We start from the raw sequence: 17,786 nt of genomic DNA on the forward strand, positions 1-17,786 counted from the left end.
CAGCCGCCGATGGCCGGAATCCCTCTATGGGGTTAATGACACTCGACGGGCCGGGGCGGTTCCGGTGAGGTTCGCCGTTGCGGGCTCAGCGCCGCCGCTCCAGAGCCGTGCGGACCAGCGCGGCGGCGAGAAGGTGTGATTCGTCCTTGTTCGTCAGGGCGGCGAGCCGGTCCGGATCCCGGGGAAGGCCGAGGCGCTCGGCTCCCTGGAGCGCCTTGCCGTCGAAGAAGGGCGCCACCTCGGGCCAGACCCCCTGCGCCTCGCGGAGGAAGATGTCCGCGCCGGTCGGCCCGATGCCCGGTACCTTGCGCAGCAGGGCGCGCATGCCGTCCCGGTCGCCGTCCGCCGCCGAGCGCAGTCTGCGCAGATCGCCGCCGAACTCTTCCAGGACCAGTTCGGCGCCCGCGCCGAGCCGGGTGGCCGTGCTCTCGTCGTAACGCCGGTAGCCGCCCTCGCCGAGGGCGTCCACGCGCTGCTGCCACGAGGCGTCCGCCATACGGCGCGGGGAACGCAGGCCCGCGTCGAACAGGGCGCGGGCCGAGGCCGCCGCCACCGAGGCGCGGATCCGTGTGCTGGACAGACAGGCCAGGACGAGCAGTTGACAGAGCGGCTGGGGAGTGTCGCGCAGCTTGATGCCCGCGTCGTCGGCGTACGTACGCCCCTTGGCGTCCAGCAGTTCCCGGACCGTGTGCCGCGCCTTCTCGCCGGCCCGGTCCTCCTGTGCCTGATTCCGTTCCCGTGACATGGCCGCGCGTCCTGGTTCCGGCTCGGTGCGTCCTGCCGCGTTGCACCGCCGTGTGCCCAGGAGAGCGCACGTGTTCTTGCGGTGCCCCCCGGTGGCGGTGCGCCGCGTTCCACGTCTTGGCCCGGTACCCCCGCGGTGGGGCGCGAAACGGCTTCGCCCGACCGGGCCGCCGTGCCGTGCGCGGATCATGGGAGACTCGCCCCCATGAACGGGAAGGCGACAACGAAGCGGACGAAGCTGGAGAGAGGCCGCGGGGCACTCGGCCCGGCGCTGGAACTCGTCCACACCGGCCGCGCGCCCACCCGCGCCGTACTCACCGCCGAGCTGGGCGTCACCCGCGCGACGGCGGGCGCCGTCGCCGCCGAACTGGAGGCGCTCGGTCTGATCCGCGTCGACTCGAGACCCGGCGCCGCGGCCGGCTCCCAGGGCCGTCCCTCGCACCGGCTCGCCCTCGAGGAATCGGGTCCCGTCGTGCTCGCCGCCCAGGTGCACGCCGACGGATTCCGGGCCGCCCTGGTGGGTCTCGGCGGCCGGATCGTTGCCACGGTGCCCGGCTGCGAGGCAGTCGAGGCGGACCCCGCGCAGGCTCTCGGCGCCGTCGTCGAGGCGGGCGCGGCACTGCTGAGCGAGACCGGACGCCGCTGTGTGGGCGCCGGCCTCGCCGTGCCCTCGGCCGTCGCCGAGCCCGACGGCACGGCGCTCAATCCGCTGCACGTGGCCTGGCCCGCCGGCGCGCCGGTGCGCCGGATCTTCGCCGAGCGCGTGCGCGCGGCGGGGCTGGACGTGCCCGCCTTCACCGGGAACGACGTCAACCTGGCGGCGCTCGCCGAGCACCGCCACGGAGCCGGACGCGGGTCGAGGCACCTGCTGTGCGTGGCCACGGGCCACAGGGGTGTCGGCGGCGCGCTGGTGCTCGACGGGCGGCTGCACACCGGAAGCTCGGGGCTCGCCCTCGAGGTCGGTCACCTCACCGTCAACCCTGAGGGCCGGCCCTGCCACTGCGGCAGCCGCGGCTGCCTGGACGTCGAGGCCGACCCGCTGGCCTTCCTCACCGCGGCCGGGCGTGAACCCGGCCCCGAGGTGTCGCTGCTCCAGCAGGCGCGCGATCTGCTCCGCACGGAGTGCGCGGATCCCTCGGCGCGCAGGGCGACCCGGGAGCTCATCGACCGGCTCGGCCTCGGGCTCGCCGGACTGGTGAACATCCTCAACCCGGACCGCATCATCCTGGGCGGACTGCACCGTGAACTGCTGGCCGCGGACCCGCAGCGGCTCCATGCCGTGGTCGCGGACCGCAGCCTGTGGGGCCGGCGGGCCGGGGGAGTCGCCGGAGCGGAACTCGGCGGAGTGCCCATCCTGCCGTGCACGCTGGACCACAACAGCCTGGTGGGTGCCGCCGAACTCGCCTGGCAGCCGGTGCTCGACGACCCGCTGGGCGCCCTCACGGGGCAGGACTCCGGTGCGCAAGGGGCGGCGCGGGAGTCCTGAGCGTCCTCGCCTCCCGCGGCGCCCTCCGGGCGGTTCCGGCGGGCGGCGGCCTCTGTCCCGGTCGCGCCCACGAATAGCGGCCGACCCTCGGTCCCGGCCCTCGATCCGTGAGACCCGCCGCCCGCAACGAACGTCTCGCGGGCCGGTGGACACCGCGCCGGCCGATTCCGGCCGCCGGGCGGCACGGCCCCCGGGAGTCAGCGCGCGAGAGGCGACCAGGGGTGCCACGGGTGCCCGAGCGCCGGCGCCCGCCGCCGGAGTGCACCGCGAGCAGCGGATCCACGGCACGCACCGCGCGGCGGCCGGGACCTCTCGTCGGACGCCGGGGCACACCGGTCCTGTCCCGCTGCCTGCCTCGGGCAGGGGCGACCCGTCCGCGCGCGGAGACATGCGCATGCGGTACCCGACTTGCTCGCCGCCGCCCTTCCGCCGCTGTGGGACGGCCCCGGTGTCCGCCCCGTCTCATGCGCCCCGCGTCGTGCGTGGTGCGTCGGGCGTGGCCCGTGGGGAGGCTCGCGTGGCCGTGTGCGGGAGCGCCGACGCGGCAGGGACCGGCCTCGTGGGCGAGGCCGGTCGGGTGGCGCACCGCAGGCAGGCGGGAGTCTGCGAGGGTCGGCCGAATCCGGGGCCGGGGGAAGTGGTTCATCGCCTCGGAGCCGGTCCGCGGACGGAACCGGCGTACGGGTTCACCGGGGACCCGGACCGGTGTGGCGGGCGGTGGCCGCGTTCCGCGCCGGGTGGACGCGCGGCGGTGCCCGGGGGCCGTGCCGCGCGTCCTGGCCGGTCAGCCCGTGAGGGTCGACCGGGCGGCGGTGCGCGCGTGAGCGGGCTCCGCCAGGGCGTCGAGTTCGGCGTCCGCGAAGGGGCCCGCGGTCGCCGCGCCGTACAAGGGGCTCTTGTGCGGCGTGCGGGTGGGAGTGGTGTGGGTCGGCGCGGGAAGGGTGAACCATACGATCTTCCCGCCCTCGCCCTGCGGCTTCACGCCCCAGCTCTCGCTGACGGCCGCTATGAGTGCGAGCCCCCGGCCTGTGGTGGCCATCGGGTCCGCGGGACGGAACTCCGGCAGTCGCGGGTCGTGGTCGCGCACCGAGACCGTCAGCCGGTCGAGCAGGAGCTCGATCTCCACGGTGCAGTGCTTGTCCGGTTCCGCGTGCCGGTGGACATTGCTCAACAGCTCGGTGACACCGAGCGTGGCGAGCTCGATCAGAGAATCCAGATGCCAGTAGCGCAGTTGCGCAGAAACGATTCTGCGGACCTGGCCGATCCGCGACGGCAGGGCCTGGAGCTCCACCGTGCAGTGCCTGCTTGGCTTGCTGATCACGGCTGCGACTCCCCGAATTGAGTTCCGGACGACGCATCCAGCAGTGGCGCCTGCTGCTGGGGTTTTCCCGCCGGTGGCGGGGGTTCGGCGGTGGCCTGGTTCGCAGAGTCACCATCCATAAACCCTCAGTGAGGTTACTTCAGAGTGAGTCAGTGACTACGGATCCGCAACTCGCGGCTTTCAGCCCCTGCTGTCCTGGCTCTCCCGGACGGTCTCCAGGAAGCGGTCGGCGGTCTCCTCGCCGTCGTGCCGGGGCTCGCGCTGTCCCATCGTCAGCCGGTAGCGCGTGCCGTTGACGTGCGCCACCGTGCTGTCCTCCCCGGCGAACCAGGCTTTCGCCGCGCTGACCTCGCGCAGCGGGGCGCTGTCGATCTCGCGCCCGTTGCTGGTGAGCAGTCTCAGCCGGCCGTCCTTGATGAGGACCTGCCCGGCCCTGGTCAGTGAGCGCGGCCACCGCTCGATCCGCACTCCCGTCGCGTTGAACTCCGGTTCCGCCATGCCGGTTCCGCCCCCTTCGCACCCCGGGTGCCTCTTCCCCACCCACGACTGTACGACCGCACTCGCGAGTCCTGTTGGGCAGTCTGCCCGCGCTGAGGGGCGCACGCCAGGGCGCATGGGGGAGCGAATGGCTTATGGATACCCAAAGTAAATGTTTGCGCAGGTGAGGGGCCTACAGTGGCAGGGTGACGGGTGAGTGGGACCAGTGAGGAGCGCACGGTGAGCAGCACCATGGAAAACGCAGGGAGCATGGGGCGCGAGCACACCGGCGGAGCCATGCCCACCATGGACGTGGACCGCAGCGACATCGAGTACCGCGTCTGGCTGAAGGAGGCGGTGCGCAGGGTCCAAGCCGATGCCAACCGGTCGGCCGACACCCATCTGCTGCGCTTCCCGCTGCCCGAACGGTGGGGGATCGACCTGTACTTGAAGGACGAGTCCACCCACCCCACGGGCAGCCTCAAGCACCGGCTCGCCCGCTCCCTCTTCCTCTACGCGCTCTGCAACGGCTGGATCCGCCCGGGCAAGCCGGTCATCGAGGCGTCCAGCGGTTCGACGGCCGTCTCGGAGGCGTACTTCGCCAAGCTGATCGGGGTCCCCTTCGTCGCCGTCATGCCGCGCACCACCAGCGCCGAGAAGTGCCGGCTCATCGAATTCCACGGCGGCCAGTGCCACTTCGTCGACGACCCGCGGGTCATCTACGCCGAGTCGGCCGCCCTCGCCGAGCGGACCGGCGGGCACTACATGGACCAGTTCACCTACGCCGAGCGGGCCACCGACTGGCGCGGGAACAACAACATCGCCGAGTCGGTCTACCAGCAGCTGCGGCTGGAGCGCTATCCGGAACCCGCATGGATCGTCGCCACCGCGGGCACCGGCGGCACCTCCGCCACCATCGCCCGCTACGTCCACTACATGCAGTACGACACCCGGATCTGTGTCGCCGACCCCGAGAACTCCTGCTTCTTCGACGGCTGGACCAAGGGCGACCCGGACGCCACCAGCGACAGCGGCTCCCGGATCGAGGGCATCGGACGCCCCCGTATGGAACCCAGCTTCCTGCCCGGGGCCATCGACCGCATGATGCGGGTGCCCGACGCGGCGAGCGTGGCCGCCGTGCGTGCCCTGGAAACGGTCCTGGGCCGCAAGGCCGGCGGCTCCACCGGGACCGGACTGTGGAGCGCCTTCAAGATCGTCGCGGAGATGGTCGCCGAGGGGCGCACGGGCAGTGTCGTCACCCTGCTGTGCGATCCGGGCGACCGCTACCTGGACAAGTACTACTCCGACGCCTGGCTCGCGGAGCAGGGGCTGGACATCGCCCCGTACACCGAGGCCGTCAGAACTCTGCTGGCCACGGGCGTGTGGCCCGAGGCCGTCACCGGCTGACACGGGAACCGCCTCGAACGGGCACGACCTCCCGCGGGCACCGCGGGTATCCGTACCACCCGGCGCGGGGATCGTCCGGCACAGGCACAGGCAGTCGCTGCCGTACGAGACCGCCGGAACGGGTCCGGCCGTGCCCGGCGGCCTCAGGCCCGGGCGGAGGCCAGTCGCCGTTCCAGGTTGCGGGCAGCGTCCCGGAAGGAACGGTGGATGCCGGGCCGGGCGAGCCGCGCGGCGAGACGGAACCCGCGCGGGCCGTCTACGGCGAAGGTCCAGTGCAGACGGGTCCCGGTGCCGGCCGGCTCCAGATCCCAGTCCTCCACCCAGGCCCGCGCACCCGGCACGTTGGTCTCGTCGATCCGGTACGCGTAGCGCCGGGCGGGCTCGGAGACGATCACGGTCTCCAGGAACCGGGTGCCGCCCACGAGCCGGATCTCACGGCGGGCACCGCCGTCCAGCGGCCTGGCCCGCCGCACCGCCGTGAACCACCGCGGCCACGCCTCGGTCTCCTCCGCCAGCGCCCGGTACACGGCCTCCGGCGGCGCGGAGAGCACGGCGGTGAAGAGCAGACGCACCGGAGCGTTCTCGGCGAATTCGGGCCCTGCGGTACGCAGTCGGTGTGCCATGGAGGTGCGCCTCCGGGAGTCGGGGTCAGGTGCCGGGACCGGCGGGCCGCACCCTATCTGCCGGGCCGTCACCTGTCAGGGTGCCTCACACGCCGACGGTGTCCCCGGGGCCGGATTCCTCCCCGGCCACCACCAGGCGCGGCAGGTGCTCCGCGATCTGCGCCCTGGCCTCGGCGGGCAGCCCCGCGTCCGTGACGAGGGCGTCGACCTCCTCCAACGTGGCGAAGGAACTCAACCCCACCGTGCCCCACTTGGTGTGGTCGGCCACCACGACCACCCGGCGCGCCGACCGCACGAACCGCCGGTTGGTCTCGGCCTCCGCGAGGTTCGGCGTGGACAGTCCCGCCTCCACGGATATGCCGTGCACGCCGAGGAACAGCACGTCGAAGTGCAGGGAACGGATCGCCTGGTCGGCGACCGGACCCACCAGCGAGTCGGAGGGAGTGCGCACCCCGCCGGTGAGCACCACCGTCGCCACCCCCGGGCGCGGACCGCCCGCCGCGGCGCCGCTGCGCTGGGCGGTGTGGAAGACATCGGCGACCCGCACCGAATTGGTGACCACCGTCAGGTCCGGCACATCCACCAGGTGATGCGCCAGCGCGTACGTCGTCGTACCGCCCGAGAGCGCGATCGCGCTGCCCGGCACCACCATGGCGGCCGCCGCCTTGGCGATGTCCTCCTTGGCGCTCAGCTCCATGCTGGACTTCGCCTCGAAGCCGGGCTCGTGGGTGCTGGCCTCCATCACCGGCACCGCGCCGCCGTGCACCTTCTCGATCATGCCCTGCCGGGCCAGCGCGTCGAGGTCCCGGCGGACGGTCATGTCGGAGACATTGAGCTTCCGGGTGAGTTCGTTGACCCGTACCCCGCCACGCCGCCTGACCTCGTCGAGGATCAGGGCGCGGCGCTGCTCCGCGAGGAGGTTCTGGTTCTCGCTCACGCCCGGTCGGGTCCTTTCCGATGCTGACGGCGGGTGAAGGGCTCTCATCCTCCCATGCGGGCCGCGTGGCCGCCGCACCGGTGGACAGCGATCGGCCGCGCGTACGAAAGGGGGAGCAACCGGTGGCGGGAGGGGTGCGGATTCGCGGCCGTCCCGACATCCTGGGTCCAGCCACGAGCGGACATGTGGCGAATACTCGTACGACGAGTCCGCACGGGGCGGATCCGTACATCGGGGGAAGGGCGCAGAGCAGTGCAGCGTGCAGCGGGGGAGACGCGAGTCGCACTCGAGTTACTGGTCCACGGCGTGGGCGGCACCACGCCGGACGCGATGCTGGGCGACCCGCGGACCGTCCGGGTCACCGGGGACGAGACCGCCGCGGTCCACCGCCGCAGCGAGGACGCCGACGCCGAGGACCGGCCCGCCGACTACCAGGACCGGCCCGTCCCCGAGGCGTACGTGTGGTCGAACCTCACCTCGGGCAACTCCTCCCGCGCCCTGTGGCTGCTGCTGCTCCCCTTCATGGTGGTGAACCTCGCTCACTGGATGCGGCCCGCCGCCCGGGGCATGGCCCGTCTCTGCCGTCTCTACGGGCTGCTGGTGCGCGTGGTCGCACTCACGCTCACCGTGCTGCTCGTCGGCGCGGCCTGCGAGGTCGCCCTGGACCTGGCCGCCTGGCAGTGCGCCGGCCGGCCCGCCTGCGCCGGCCAGCGGTCCTGGCTGGGCTTCCTGTCCCCGGCCGGCGGCGGCTGGTGGACCGGGCCCGGCCGCCGCCTCGCCCTCGCCGCGCTCGTTCCCACCGCCCTCACCGTGCTGCTGTGGTACCTCTCCCACCGCACCTGGAGCTCCTACGAGTCCGAGCGGCCGCTGCCCGGTCTGCCGGAACCCGACGACGGCGAGACGGGCGGCCACCCCGCGCTCGGCCGGCCCGGCTTCTGGTACGGCAGGCGGCTGGTGGCGCGGCTGCGCGCCGCCCACACCGCGGCCGGCCTGCTGACCGTTGCCGCCACCCTCAGCTTCGCGGCCGCGGGCTTCGACCGCGGCCCGCACGGCGACCCCGTCCTCGCCGTCCTCGGGGCCGTCCTGCAGTGCTCCCTCGGCGCCGCCGCCCTGGTCGTGCTGTGGGTGGTGTGCAGCCGCGGCCGCAGCGAGCGCAGGCTCGACATGGCCATCGACGGTGCGATCACCGGCCGGCTGCCGGCCGCCTCGGCCGTGCTGCTCGCCCTCGCCGTGCTGCACACCGCCTGGGACCGGCCCGGCTGGGCCTCGCACGGACTTCTCCCGGGCAACCAGGCCTTCGGAGTCATCGCGCTGCTCCAGGGACTCCTGGTCGTCGCTCTCGGCATCACCGCCGTTCTGCTGCGCCGCAGCGCCCCGGACCCGCGGGCGGCGCTGCGCGGACTCGGCGGCCCGGCCGTCGCCATGCTCGGCTGCGCGCTCGGCGGCGTGATGACCGGCGGTGTCGCGCAGCGTGTCGGGGACTGGCTCGACGGGCCCGGAACACCCGGCATGGGCAACGGCCTGATCAAGGGGCCTCCGGAGGTCCTCTCCTGGCAGGCCGCCGTCATCCCGCCGCTGATCGTGGTCCTGCTGGCGCTGGCCGCGTACTTCGCCGTACGCACATGGCGGGTCAAACGGGAGCTCCTCGGCGCGGTGCCCGCCGAGTACCCGGAGGAGCGGCCCGACACCGCCCGCACCCGGCGTATCGCCGGCACCCGCGCCAGGGCCGGACTCACCGACCGCGCACCCTGGTTCGTCGGCGCGACCGCCCTGGTCACCCTGGTCCTCGGAGCGGCCGCGCTGACCGGGGCCTGGACCACGCGGAAGGTGCCGGGCCGGGCCGCCGAGGGCACGCCGCCCTTCGTGGAGTCGTTCGCGGAGACCTCCCAGGCCCTGGGCTCCTGGCTGATCGGCTTCGGATTCATACTGTTCGTCACGTGGGCCAGGCGCGCCTACCGCGACGCCACGGCACGCCGCACCATCGGCATCCTGTGGGACGTCGGCACCTACTGGCCGCGCGCCGCACACCCGTTCGCCCCGCCCTGCTACGCCGAACGGGCCGTGCCCGACCTCACCTGGCGGATGGCGGCCTGGACCGGCGCACACCCGGACGGCCTGCTGGTCATCTCCGGGCACTCCCAGGGCAGTGTGCTGGCAGCCTCCGCCGTCTGGCAGCTCGACCCCGGCACCCGGGCCAAGGTCGCGCTGCTCACCTACGGCTCACCGCTGGAGCGGCTGTACGGGCGCTGGTTCCCGGCGCACTTCGGGCCCGACTGCCTGCGTGCCCTGCACGACGAGACGCGCTGCTGGCGCAACCTGTGGCGGGCAACCGACCCGATCGGGGGCCCGGTGCGCCTCGCGGGGGACGGCGGTGCCGACGTTGACCTGGGGCCGCTCAAGGACCCTCTCGCCTACGGGCGGACGCGGCAGCACCCGCTGCCCGCACCGATCCTGGGCCACTCCGACTACCGGGCGGACCCCTCGTTCGAGAGTGCCCGCAGCACCCTGCTGGAGCTGCTGCGCCCCGGTGCGCCGGTGCCGCGCCAGCCGCCGGGGCCCGGGCCGGAGCGGGGGACGGGGACCGGTGACCGCGCGCGGGCCGGGACGGGGGAGCCGCCCGGTGACGGTTCGCGTGCCGCGCAGGCCGGTCCGCCCGGTCCGCGCGCCCACGAGGCGCCCGAGGTCTGAGGCTCCGCCAGGAGCCTCTGGGCGGACCGCTGCGGCCGTGCGGCAGCCCGGCGCGGCCGGGCCAGGGCACGGCGCGGCTGCCGCCGCGCGATCTCCGGCCGGGATCTCCGCGCCTGCGCCGCCTCGGTCCGCGGACCGAGGCGGCGCCGCGGGAGCCGGGCCGCTGCGGGGCGGAGGCGGCGGCGCGGCAGGTGGCACGGCGCGATCCCCGGGGGCGGTCACCGTCGGTCCCGCGATCCCGCCCGCCGCGTCGGCGACCGGCGGGCACGGGCATCGGCCAGGGAGCGGGCCACCCACCGGCTGGGGTCGTCCGCCCCCTGGCCGTACGCGCAAGGCCACGCGCAAGGCCGACGCGCTGACGCGGGCGGGCAGGGTGCCGCCCGCGACGCCGGCCGCCGGCGGGATCGCGCCCTGGTGGGGGCACGTTGTCAGGCGCTCGATCCGGTTGTCCGCCAGCCAGTCGAGCAGGGCGATCGCGTCACGGCGCAGCGGCTCGGGCATGATCACCAGCGTTGCCTCGCAGCCCGGCAGAGGGCTCCCGATCGGCGGCAAGGTCGGCCAGTCGAGGTCCCCCGTCGGCCGCCCGGCGCGGTGCGTTCCCCGTCGGCCACCAGCGGCCGAAAGGGCGCCCTCGGCACCGAGCAGGCCCCCAGCCCGGCGCGCCGCCGGGGCCGGTGTCAGCCGGGCAGGCCCGGAAGGCCGGGCAGGTCCTCCGGATAGAGCAGGGTCAGGTCGTCCGTGCTGGGCTCCGCGAGCTGGGCGACCCGGCCCGCGTGCCGCTCCACCATCGCCTCGAAGGTCTGCCGTGCGGTGCGGCCGTTGCCGAAGGTCGGTCCCTTGGGCAGTGCGGTGAAGTACTTCAGCAGGGCCTCGGACGCGCCTTCGGTGAGCGAGTACTCGTGATCCTCCGCCTGCTGCTCCACGATCCGCAGCAGCTCCTCGGGCGCGTAGTCGCCGAAGGTGATGGTGCGTGAGAAGCGGGATGCCACGCCGGGGTTGACGGACAGGAAGCGCTCCATCTCCGCCGTGTAACCGGCGACGATCACCACGACCGCGTCCCGGTGGTCCTCCATCAGCTTCACCAGGGTGTCGATGGCCTCGCGCCCGAAGTCCCGCCCCGAGTCCTCGGGGGAGAGCGCGTACGCCTCGTCGATGAACAGCACCCCGCCGCGCGCCCGGTCGAAAGCCTCCTGGGTGCGGATCGCCGTGGAGCCGATGTGCTCGCCCACGAGGTCGACGCGGGAGACCTCGACCAGGTGGCCGCGCTCCAGCACCCCGAGGGAGGCGAGGATCTCGCCGTACAGCCGCGCCACCGTGGTCTTGCCCGTGCCGGGGGAGCCGGTGAAGACCAGATGGCGGCGCGCGGAGGCGGCCTTGAGCCCTGCCTGCTGCCGGCGCCGGCCCACCTCGATCATGTCGGTGAGGGCCCTGACCTCCCGCTTCACGCTCTCCAGGCCCACGAGGGCGTCGAGTTCGTCGAGGACCGTCCCGGAGTCGCGCGCCGGTTCGCCGGCCGGCGTCGCGGCCGTGGCCGACGTGGCGGCCGCGGGGCGCTGCTCGGGGAGGGCGGACAGCAGTCCCGGCGACCGGACGGCGGTCTGCACGGCGGTCGCGGCCGCTTTCCCGGAGCCCGCGTCGTTCGCGGAGCCGGCCGGGCCGCCCGGCCGCAGGTTCGCGCTCTCGTCGCTCGTGCAGTCCTCGACGACCGGTCCGCCGCCGGAGGAACCGGCCCCGTCGGCGAACTCGTAGCCGCCCCGGGCACAGCGCTCCGTACGGCAGCGGGTGAGGGTGGCCCGGCAGCCGTCTATGACGTGGAAGCCGTAGCCGCCGCTGCCCGTCACCCGGCAGCCGTCGAAGCTGCCGCGGCCCTCCGCGGAGACGTAGAAGCCCGCCTCCGCGGGGGAGGTCACCGTGCAGCGCTCGATCGTCGGATCGGCGCCCTTGGTGACGATCACCCCGGTCTGGGTTCCGTCGATGGTGCAGTTCGCGAGCGTGCCGCCGCTGCCGTGGTCACGGAACCACGCGCCGGTGGACGCCTCGCGTATCCGGCAGTCGTCGAGTTGCACCGTGGCGCCGTCGCTCACCGAGACGGCGGTGTTGCGCACCTGCGTCAGGTCGCTGTCGACGACGTCGGCGCGCGAGCCGCGGTCGAGGACGAACAGCGCGTCGGGCACGTCGTGCACCCGGCACGAGTCCAGCACCGCCGTCGCCCCGTCGCTGACCCACACCGCCGGGTAGTCGCCCGTACTGTCGTGGATCTCGCACTGGTTGGCGTCGACGCGGGTGCCCGGGTCCCACACCGACAGTCCGTTGCGGCCGAACCTGCGGATCTTCGACCTGGTCAGCGTGAGCACCGAACGGGACCGCAGATCCAGGGCGTTCTCCGGGACGTCGTGGATGTCGCAGTCGGAGAGCGTCAGTACGGCGTCCGTGTCGAGGGTGACGCCGTCGGACGAGGTGCGGTGCACCGTGCAGTCGGTGAGGTGGCCGGCCGCGCGCGAGGCGACCTGGACGCCGCTGCCCTTGATCTCGTACACCTCGCAGCCGACCGCCTCCAGCGCGCTGGACTCCCCCGTCAGCGAGATGCCCGCACCCGAGGCGTGATGGATCCGGCAGCGCTCGAGCCGCGGGTGCGCCCCGCCGCGCACCGACACCCCGGCCTGCCCGGCCGCGACGACCTCGCAGTCCTCGAATATGCCGCCCCCGCCGTCGAGTACGGCGATACCGACTCCCGCCGGGTTGTCGACGGTGCAGCGGCGCACGGTGGGCCGGGCACTGCCGCGCACCTCGATGCCCACGGCGGACCGGGTCACCACCCGGACGTCCGCCAGCTCGGGCGAGCCGTCCTCGACCAGCAGGGCCGGGGAGGTGGCGTCCTGTCCCTCCACGTGCAGGTCCTGGATCACCGCCGAGGCACGCACGGTCAGGGGCACCCCGTCGGCCGGGGCGAGCCGCACCGATCCAGTGGCGCCCTCGGGGCCGCGCAGTGTGATGGCGTGCTCGACGACGAGGTTCTCGCGGTAGGTGCCGGGAGCGACGGTGAGGACGTCCCCGTCTCCCGCCGCCTCCAACGCCGCGGCGAGCGAGGCGTACTCGCCTGTGCGGCGACGCCACCTCGACGTGCCGGTGTGCGTCACCTGGACCGTGCCCTGTGCCATGGGTTTGCTGTGCCCCCACCTCGTGCGTCGCGGACCTGAGACCGATGCGGCCGGTGGTCCACCGTAGCGCGCGCGGGGCAGCGTGGTTGACCGGTCCGCCCTGCTCGCGGTGACCGGACGGGCACCGCCCGCGCCGGGCGCCCGCGGCCCCGCGTCCCGGACGGGCACCGCGGGCCGCGCGGCGCCCCCCGGGGCCGGGCCCGGCGGTCAGCTTCCGGTGCCCGTGCGGCCACAGTCGGGCCCGGCCTGCGCCCACGCACGGTCCCACGCGTCGAACCGCCGGCGCATCAGTTGCCGTACGACGAGCCGTCTGGCGACCTCGGCCAGGGCGCCGACGGCGGCGAAGGCGCCGACGCCGGCCAGCACGGCGTGGGTCGCGGCGGTGGAGGAGTCCATCGGCTGCGGCACCAGGCGGCCCCGGCGGTCGGTCCACACGGGTATCCGGCCCCCCGGGGCCGCCTGCCGCAGCCTGAGCCGCACGGAGTCCGTGTGCCGGGTGCCGTCCGGCGCTCGCCACGTGGCGACGACGCGGCCCACCGCGTCCCGCTGGGGGAACGTCTCGGGGTCCGGATCGGCGGCGGTCTTCGTGGCGGCCCGCACCACCGTCGCGGTCACCCGGTGCCGCTGCTCCTGCTGCTCGCGCATCGTCTTGTGCAGCGCGCCGTGGGCGAGCGCACCGGTCGACCAGCCCGCCGCGGGCGCGGCCAGCACGATCAGCAGAAGTGCGGCGAGCGCCACCCATGCCTCGACGAGATCCGTCGCGCGGCGCAGCGGGTTGTGCCGCCAGCGCCACATGCCCGTCACCGCTCGCACAGTCCTGCACCCCCCTTCCGCGTCCGTCATAGCCATCCAGGGCGCGGCGCATGCGCGAACCGGCTCAAGCGAGAGGGAAATCACCCGTCCCTCCGTCCTGTTCGAGCCCTGACCGGTACGCTGCGGAGCTCCGGCCTCACCGGGTCAACGCGCGTGCCGTCGGGCCTGGTTCCCGGCGTGCGCGCGCTGCGGGAGAACTGCTGAGCGGAGAACCGCCGGTGTGCGAACCGCGACCGCGAGAGCCACCGGTGCGTGAACTGCCGGTGCGTGAACTGCCGGTGCGTGAACCGCTAGTGCGAGAGCCGCTGTCCGAGGACCTCGACCGGATCGCCGACCCGGATGGTGCCTGTTCCCTCGGGGACGAGGTTCTGCCCGAACACCAGGCGGTTGCCGATGCGATGGTGCCTGGCCAGGGTGCGCAGCGGTTCCTTGCCGCGCCGGGCGGTCCGCTGGTCGGTGGTGGTCACGACGCATCGGCCGGACGGCTTGACGGCGCGGAGGACGACCTCGCCGATCCGGATCAGTGTCCAGTCGTCCTCCGCCCAGGGCATGGTGCCGTCCACGACGACGTTCGGCCGGAAGCGGTTCATGGGCAGTGGTCCCTCGTCGGCGTGGTCGCCCTGCGCGACGAGGGAGTTGAGGGCGTCGAGCGAGGCCAGGGTGGTGACCAGCAGCGGGTAGCCGTCGGCGAGGCTCACGGTCTCGCCGGGCAGGGCGTAGCGGGGATCGATGGGGCGGCGTACCGCGGGGTCGTCGAGATGGACCAGTTGGGTGCGCGTGCCCAGGTGGGCGCTGAACCAGGCGTGCGCGTCCGGGGCGGCGGGAACGGCCTCGATCTTGTCCTCGAAGATCTGGACCGGGACCGTGCCGACCGCCCCGGGATCGGGCACGGCGACGGTCAGCGGCTCGCGTCCGGGCACCCGCAGCCGCACGGCGCCCCCGGAGAGCGGCTCCGCCGAGGCGAGCGCCAGCGTGGGCCGTTCGCGCTGGGTGACCACTCGCCCTCGCTCGTCGACCAGCGCCCAACGGCGGTCGCCGGCAAGCCCCCACGGCTCCACGACCGCCTCGTCGGGCGCGCAGCCCGCGACCGACTTCACCGGGTGGACGTGGAGGGAATGAACGACAGCATTCGGCATACCGGCCATCCTGCCAGCCGGCCCGGACGGCGGGCCCGGCCCCCGCGCGACGGGCCGGCGTCACCACGTCGGGGCGTCAGCGGCTCAGGCGACACCGCGTCAGGGCGCCGCAGGCGCACCGCATCCGCGTGCCACCGGCGCGCCGGCCCCGGTCACCTGTCCGTCCGGCGCGCCCGGACCCCGGCGCGCCGGTCCGCGGCATGCCGTCCGTCCTGCGGCCCGTCCCTGTCCGACCCTCATCCCCGGTTCGGTGCCCGCTGGTTGAGGAAGCTGAGGGATCAGTAGCCGCGGCCCTGGTAACCGCCGGTGCCGTACGGGTCCTGGTAACCCGTGGGCGCCGGTGCGGGCGCGGCGGGACGCGGGGCCGCGGGGCGCATCGCCTCGTACCCCCCGCCCATCGGACGCTGCTGGGGCTGGGTGCCGGGGTATCCGCGCGGGCCGGCGGTCTGCTGCGGGATGTACGGCGCCGGGGCCTGCTGCAACGGCGCCTGCTGGAGCGGGGCCGGATGCTGGGCGGCATGATGCTGCGGGTAGCCGTACCCCGAGGAGTAGGCGGGCTGGGAGGGGGCAGCCGGAAGCGCGGGGAGCGCCGCCGGGAGGGCCGGCAGATAACTGCCCGGCGTGTCATACGCGGCGGGGACCCGTATGGGTGCGATCTGCGGCGTTCCCCGCTCCGCGACGAGCGAGTCGTAGATCGGGGTGTCCGGGAACGGCGACGCCGAGTAGTAGCCGCCGCCGTAGGTGACGCGGGGGGAGGTCATGGCACATAAGTTAAGCCCACGATGTGTTTTTGGGGAGCCCGATAAGAGGGTTGTTTTATGAGCTGCCAGTGGCCGCCGATCCCCAATGCGAGCGAACTCGTCGAAATCGGTCGTCCAGGTGCATGAGGATCGTGTAAAACCCGAGTTCCCGGCGGGTTACCGGCGGTTGACCCGGAGATCCGCGCCCTGCCGCACTGTGGGCCTTCCGCACCCCGCGGGGCTAGGTTGAGTGTGCGTGGGACAACGGCCGGAGGACGACGTGCGGACGCACCGCGCCACCGCGGCCGGACGGCGGGATACGGACCGAGGAGGGGGCGGACATGTCACTGCGCAAAGGCGCGAACGTTCCGGTGCGAGCACAGGCGGTGCGGGTGGAACTGGGGCGCCGTTCCGGGCCCGGCATCCCCGACGCCGACGCCTCGGCCCTGCTGCTGGTCGGCGGGAAGGTCCGCTCGGACGCGGACTTCGTCTTCTACAACCAGCCCGCGCATCCCTCCGGCGCGGTACGCCACGAGGGCAGGCGCACCTCCGCCGCGGAGGTCGTGGACGTGCTCGGCGTGGATCTCGCCCGGGTGGAGCCCGCCGTCGAGACCGTGGTGCTGGCCGCCTCCGCGGACGGCGGGACCTTCGGCCAGGTCCCGGGGCTCTACATCCGGGTTCTCGACGCGGGCAGCGGGGCGGAGCTCGCGCGCTTCGACAGCGAGGACGCCACCGTCGAGACCGCCTTCGTGCTCGGCGAGCTCTACCGCAGGCAGGGCGCCTGGAAGTTCCGCGCGGTGGGGCAGGGATACAGCAGCGGACTCGAAGGGCTCGCCACGGACTACGGGATCACCGTGGACGAACCCCAGCACACGGCACCGGCGCCACCGGCCGACCCGGCGCCCGCGATGCCCGCGCCTCCGGCCCCGCCCGTGCCCGCGCCGGTGCGGCTGACCAAGGTGACGCTGACCAAGCAGGCGCCCTCCGTCTCCCTCACCAAGCAGGGAGGCACCTCCGGGGCCCTGCGCGTCAACCTCAACTGGCAGGTGCGCAAGCAGTTCACCGGCTGGGCGAGCAAACTCGGCAGGGCCACCGCGATGCACTCCGACCTGGACCTCGACCTGTGCGCACTGTACGAGCTGCGCGACGGCCGCAAAGGAGTCGTGCAGGCACTGGGGAACGCCTTCGGCGCCCTGCACCAGCCGCCGTACATCCACCTCGACGGCGACGACCGCACCGGAGCCTCGGCCGCGGGCGAGAACATGACCATCAACCTCGACCACAAGGCCGACTTCCGGCGGATCCTCGTCTTCGTCACCATCTACGAGGGCGCCCGCAGCTTCGCCGACCTGCACGCGACGGTCACCCTCCACCTCCAGCACGGCGCCCCCGTGGACTTCTCCCTCGACGACTGCGCCGTGCCCTCGACCGTCTGCGCGCTGGCCCTGCTGACCAACGAGGGAGGCGACCTCGTCGTGCGGCGCGAGTCCCGCTTCCTGGTGCCGCAGCGCGGCGTGAGCCCGCAGCGCACCATCGACCAGGCATACGGCTGGGGCATGAACTGGACCCCCGGCCGCAAGTGACCGTCCGCCGCCCCGGCGCCGGCCGTCGGGGCTTCCCGAGGGCGGCCCTCGGAGTCGGTCAGGACTCCCTCGGACTCAGTCAGGACTCCCTCAGGACTCCGGGGCGGCCCCCGGGGCCGCTTCCGGGGCAGTGGCGGTCCGGGGACGCGCGTACGTCCTGCCCTTCCAGGCCGCTCCGCGTCCCCGGTGGTGCCGCACCGCCGAGTCCACCGTCATCAGCAGGTACAGCGCCGCCGTCACCGGCAGCAGCAACGCCTCCCACAGCGGCCGGCGGTAGTGGCGCAGCATCGGCACGTAGGTGGCCGTCATCACCAGCCAGGCGGCGCCACCCGCCCAGACGGCGGGGGTGTCGCCTGACAGCATCCCCGCGACCGGTGCGACGGGCGGCGCGAGATAGACGAGCGCGAGTCCCCCGACCGTCGCCGCCAGGACGAGCGGGTTGTAACGCAGTTGCGCGTACGCGCTGCGCGAGACCATCTGCCAGAGATCACTCAGCCGCGGATACGGCCGGACGCTCTCCACGTGCTCCGCGAGCCCCAGCCAGATCCGGCCGCCGCTGTCCCGCACCGCCCGCGCCAGCGTCACGTCGTCGATCACCGCGTGCCGGATGCTCCCGGGCACCCCCGCCCGCTCGGCCGCCGCGGTGCGCAGCAGCACGCAGCCGCCCGCGGCC

13 protein-coding genes and 1 pseudogene are annotated in these 17,786 nt (G+C 74.0%); 4 read left to right on the forward strand and 10 right to left on the reverse strand.

Going from position 1 to position 17,786, the window contains the following annotated elements; genetic code table 11:
- Positions 1-85: 85 nt before the first annotated feature.
- Positions 86-745 carry an endonuclease gene (locus tag GUY61_RS03515; protein WP_166628547.1) on the reverse strand — a complete coding sequence of 220 codons (660 nt, stop codon included), beginning with the start codon at positions 743-745 and terminating at the stop codon, positions 86-88.
- A 204-nt stretch (positions 746-949) separates the two neighbouring features.
- Between GUY61_RS03515 and GUY61_RS03520 the strand changes: the two genes are divergently transcribed.
- On the forward strand, positions 950-2,230 hold the full coding sequence (locus GUY61_RS03520) for an ROK family protein (RefSeq protein ID WP_166628548.1): 1,281 nt from the start codon (positions 950-952) through the stop codon (positions 2,228-2,230).
- Between the two features lie 784 nt (positions 2,231-3,014).
- Here GUY61_RS03520 and GUY61_RS03525 read toward each other — a convergent pair.
- Together GUY61_RS03525 and GUY61_RS03530 are read right to left on the reverse strand one after the other, a co-directional pair.
- Positions 3,015-3,551, reverse strand: coding sequence for an ATP-binding protein (locus GUY61_RS03525; protein ID WP_166628549.1), 537 nt, complete (start codon positions 3,549-3,551; stop codon positions 3,015-3,017).
- Positions 3,552-3,731: 180 nt separating this feature from the next.
- Positions 3,732-4,049 carry a hypothetical protein gene (locus GUY61_RS03530; RefSeq protein ID WP_166628550.1) on the reverse strand — a complete coding sequence of 106 codons (318 nt, stop codon included), beginning with the start codon at positions 4,047-4,049 and terminating at the stop codon, positions 3,732-3,734.
- Positions 4,050-4,298: 249 nt separating this feature from the next.
- On the opposite strand from GUY61_RS03530, the gene GUY61_RS03535 reads away from it, so the two are divergent.
- Positions 4,299-5,435 carry a PLP-dependent cysteine synthase family protein gene (locus GUY61_RS03535; RefSeq protein ID WP_166628559.1) on the forward strand — a complete coding sequence of 379 codons (1,137 nt, stop codon included), beginning with the start codon at positions 4,299-4,301 and terminating at the stop codon, positions 5,433-5,435.
- Positions 5,436-5,578: 143 nt separating this feature from the next.
- Here the strand turns inward: GUY61_RS03535 and GUY61_RS03540 are convergent, their stop codons facing one another.
- Positions 5,579-6,058, reverse strand: a complete 480-nt coding sequence (locus GUY61_RS03540) for an SRPBCC family protein (RefSeq protein ID WP_166628551.1) — start codon at positions 6,056-6,058, stop codon at positions 5,579-5,581.
- A gap of 85 nt (positions 6,059-6,143) precedes the next feature.
- Entirely contained in the window at positions 6,144-6,995 is an 852-nt protein-coding gene (locus tag GUY61_RS03545) for a DeoR/GlpR family DNA-binding transcription regulator (RefSeq protein ID WP_166628552.1), read from the reverse strand.
- Between the two features lie 252 nt (positions 6,996-7,247).
- Between GUY61_RS03545 and GUY61_RS03550 the strand changes: the two genes are divergently transcribed.
- Entirely contained in the window at positions 7,248-9,683 is a 2,436-nt protein-coding gene (locus GUY61_RS03550; RefSeq protein WP_398954093.1) for a hypothetical protein, read from the forward strand.
- A 677-nt stretch (positions 9,684-10,360) separates the two neighbouring features.
- Here GUY61_RS03550 and GUY61_RS03555 read toward each other — a convergent pair.
- The 4 genes from GUY61_RS03555 to GUY61_RS03570 form a co-directional block, all read right to left on the reverse strand.
- Positions 10,361-12,841: a right-handed parallel beta-helix repeat-containing protein gene (locus tag GUY61_RS03555; RefSeq protein WP_166628553.1), complete on the reverse strand. Its 2,481-nt coding sequence runs from the start codon at positions 12,839-12,841 to the stop codon at positions 10,361-10,363.
- A 207-nt stretch (positions 12,842-13,048) separates the two neighbouring features.
- A complete protein-coding gene (locus GUY61_RS03560) occupies positions 13,049-13,636 on the reverse strand; it encodes a hypothetical protein (protein ID WP_243766155.1) in 588 nt (195 codons plus the stop codon).
- 308 nt (positions 13,637-13,944) lie between these two features.
- Entirely contained in the window at positions 13,945-14,790 is an 846-nt protein-coding gene (locus GUY61_RS03565) for an MOSC domain-containing protein (protein ID WP_166628555.1), read from the reverse strand.
- Between the two features lie 278 nt (positions 14,791-15,068).
- A complete protein-coding gene (locus GUY61_RS03570; protein ID WP_166628556.1) occupies positions 15,069-15,551 on the reverse strand; it encodes a DUF6643 family protein in 483 nt (160 codons plus the stop codon).
- 320 nt (positions 15,552-15,871) lie between these two features.
- Between GUY61_RS03570 and GUY61_RS03575 the strand changes: the two genes are divergently transcribed.
- Positions 15,872-17,113: a TerD family protein gene (locus tag GUY61_RS03575; RefSeq protein WP_166628557.1), complete on the forward strand. Its 1,242-nt coding sequence runs from the start codon at positions 15,872-15,874 to the stop codon at positions 17,111-17,113.
- Positions 17,114-17,203: 90 nt separating this feature from the next.
- Here the strand turns inward: GUY61_RS03575 and GUY61_RS03580 are convergent.
- Positions 17,204-17,786, reverse strand: a pseudogene (locus tag GUY61_RS03580) (glycosyl transferase family 2); the annotation flags it as partial.

The organism is Streptomyces sp. GC420, from assembly GCF_009916105.1.
In the GTDB taxonomy this organism is placed as follows: domain Bacteria; phylum Actinomycetota; class Actinomycetes; order Streptomycetales; family Streptomycetaceae; genus Streptomyces.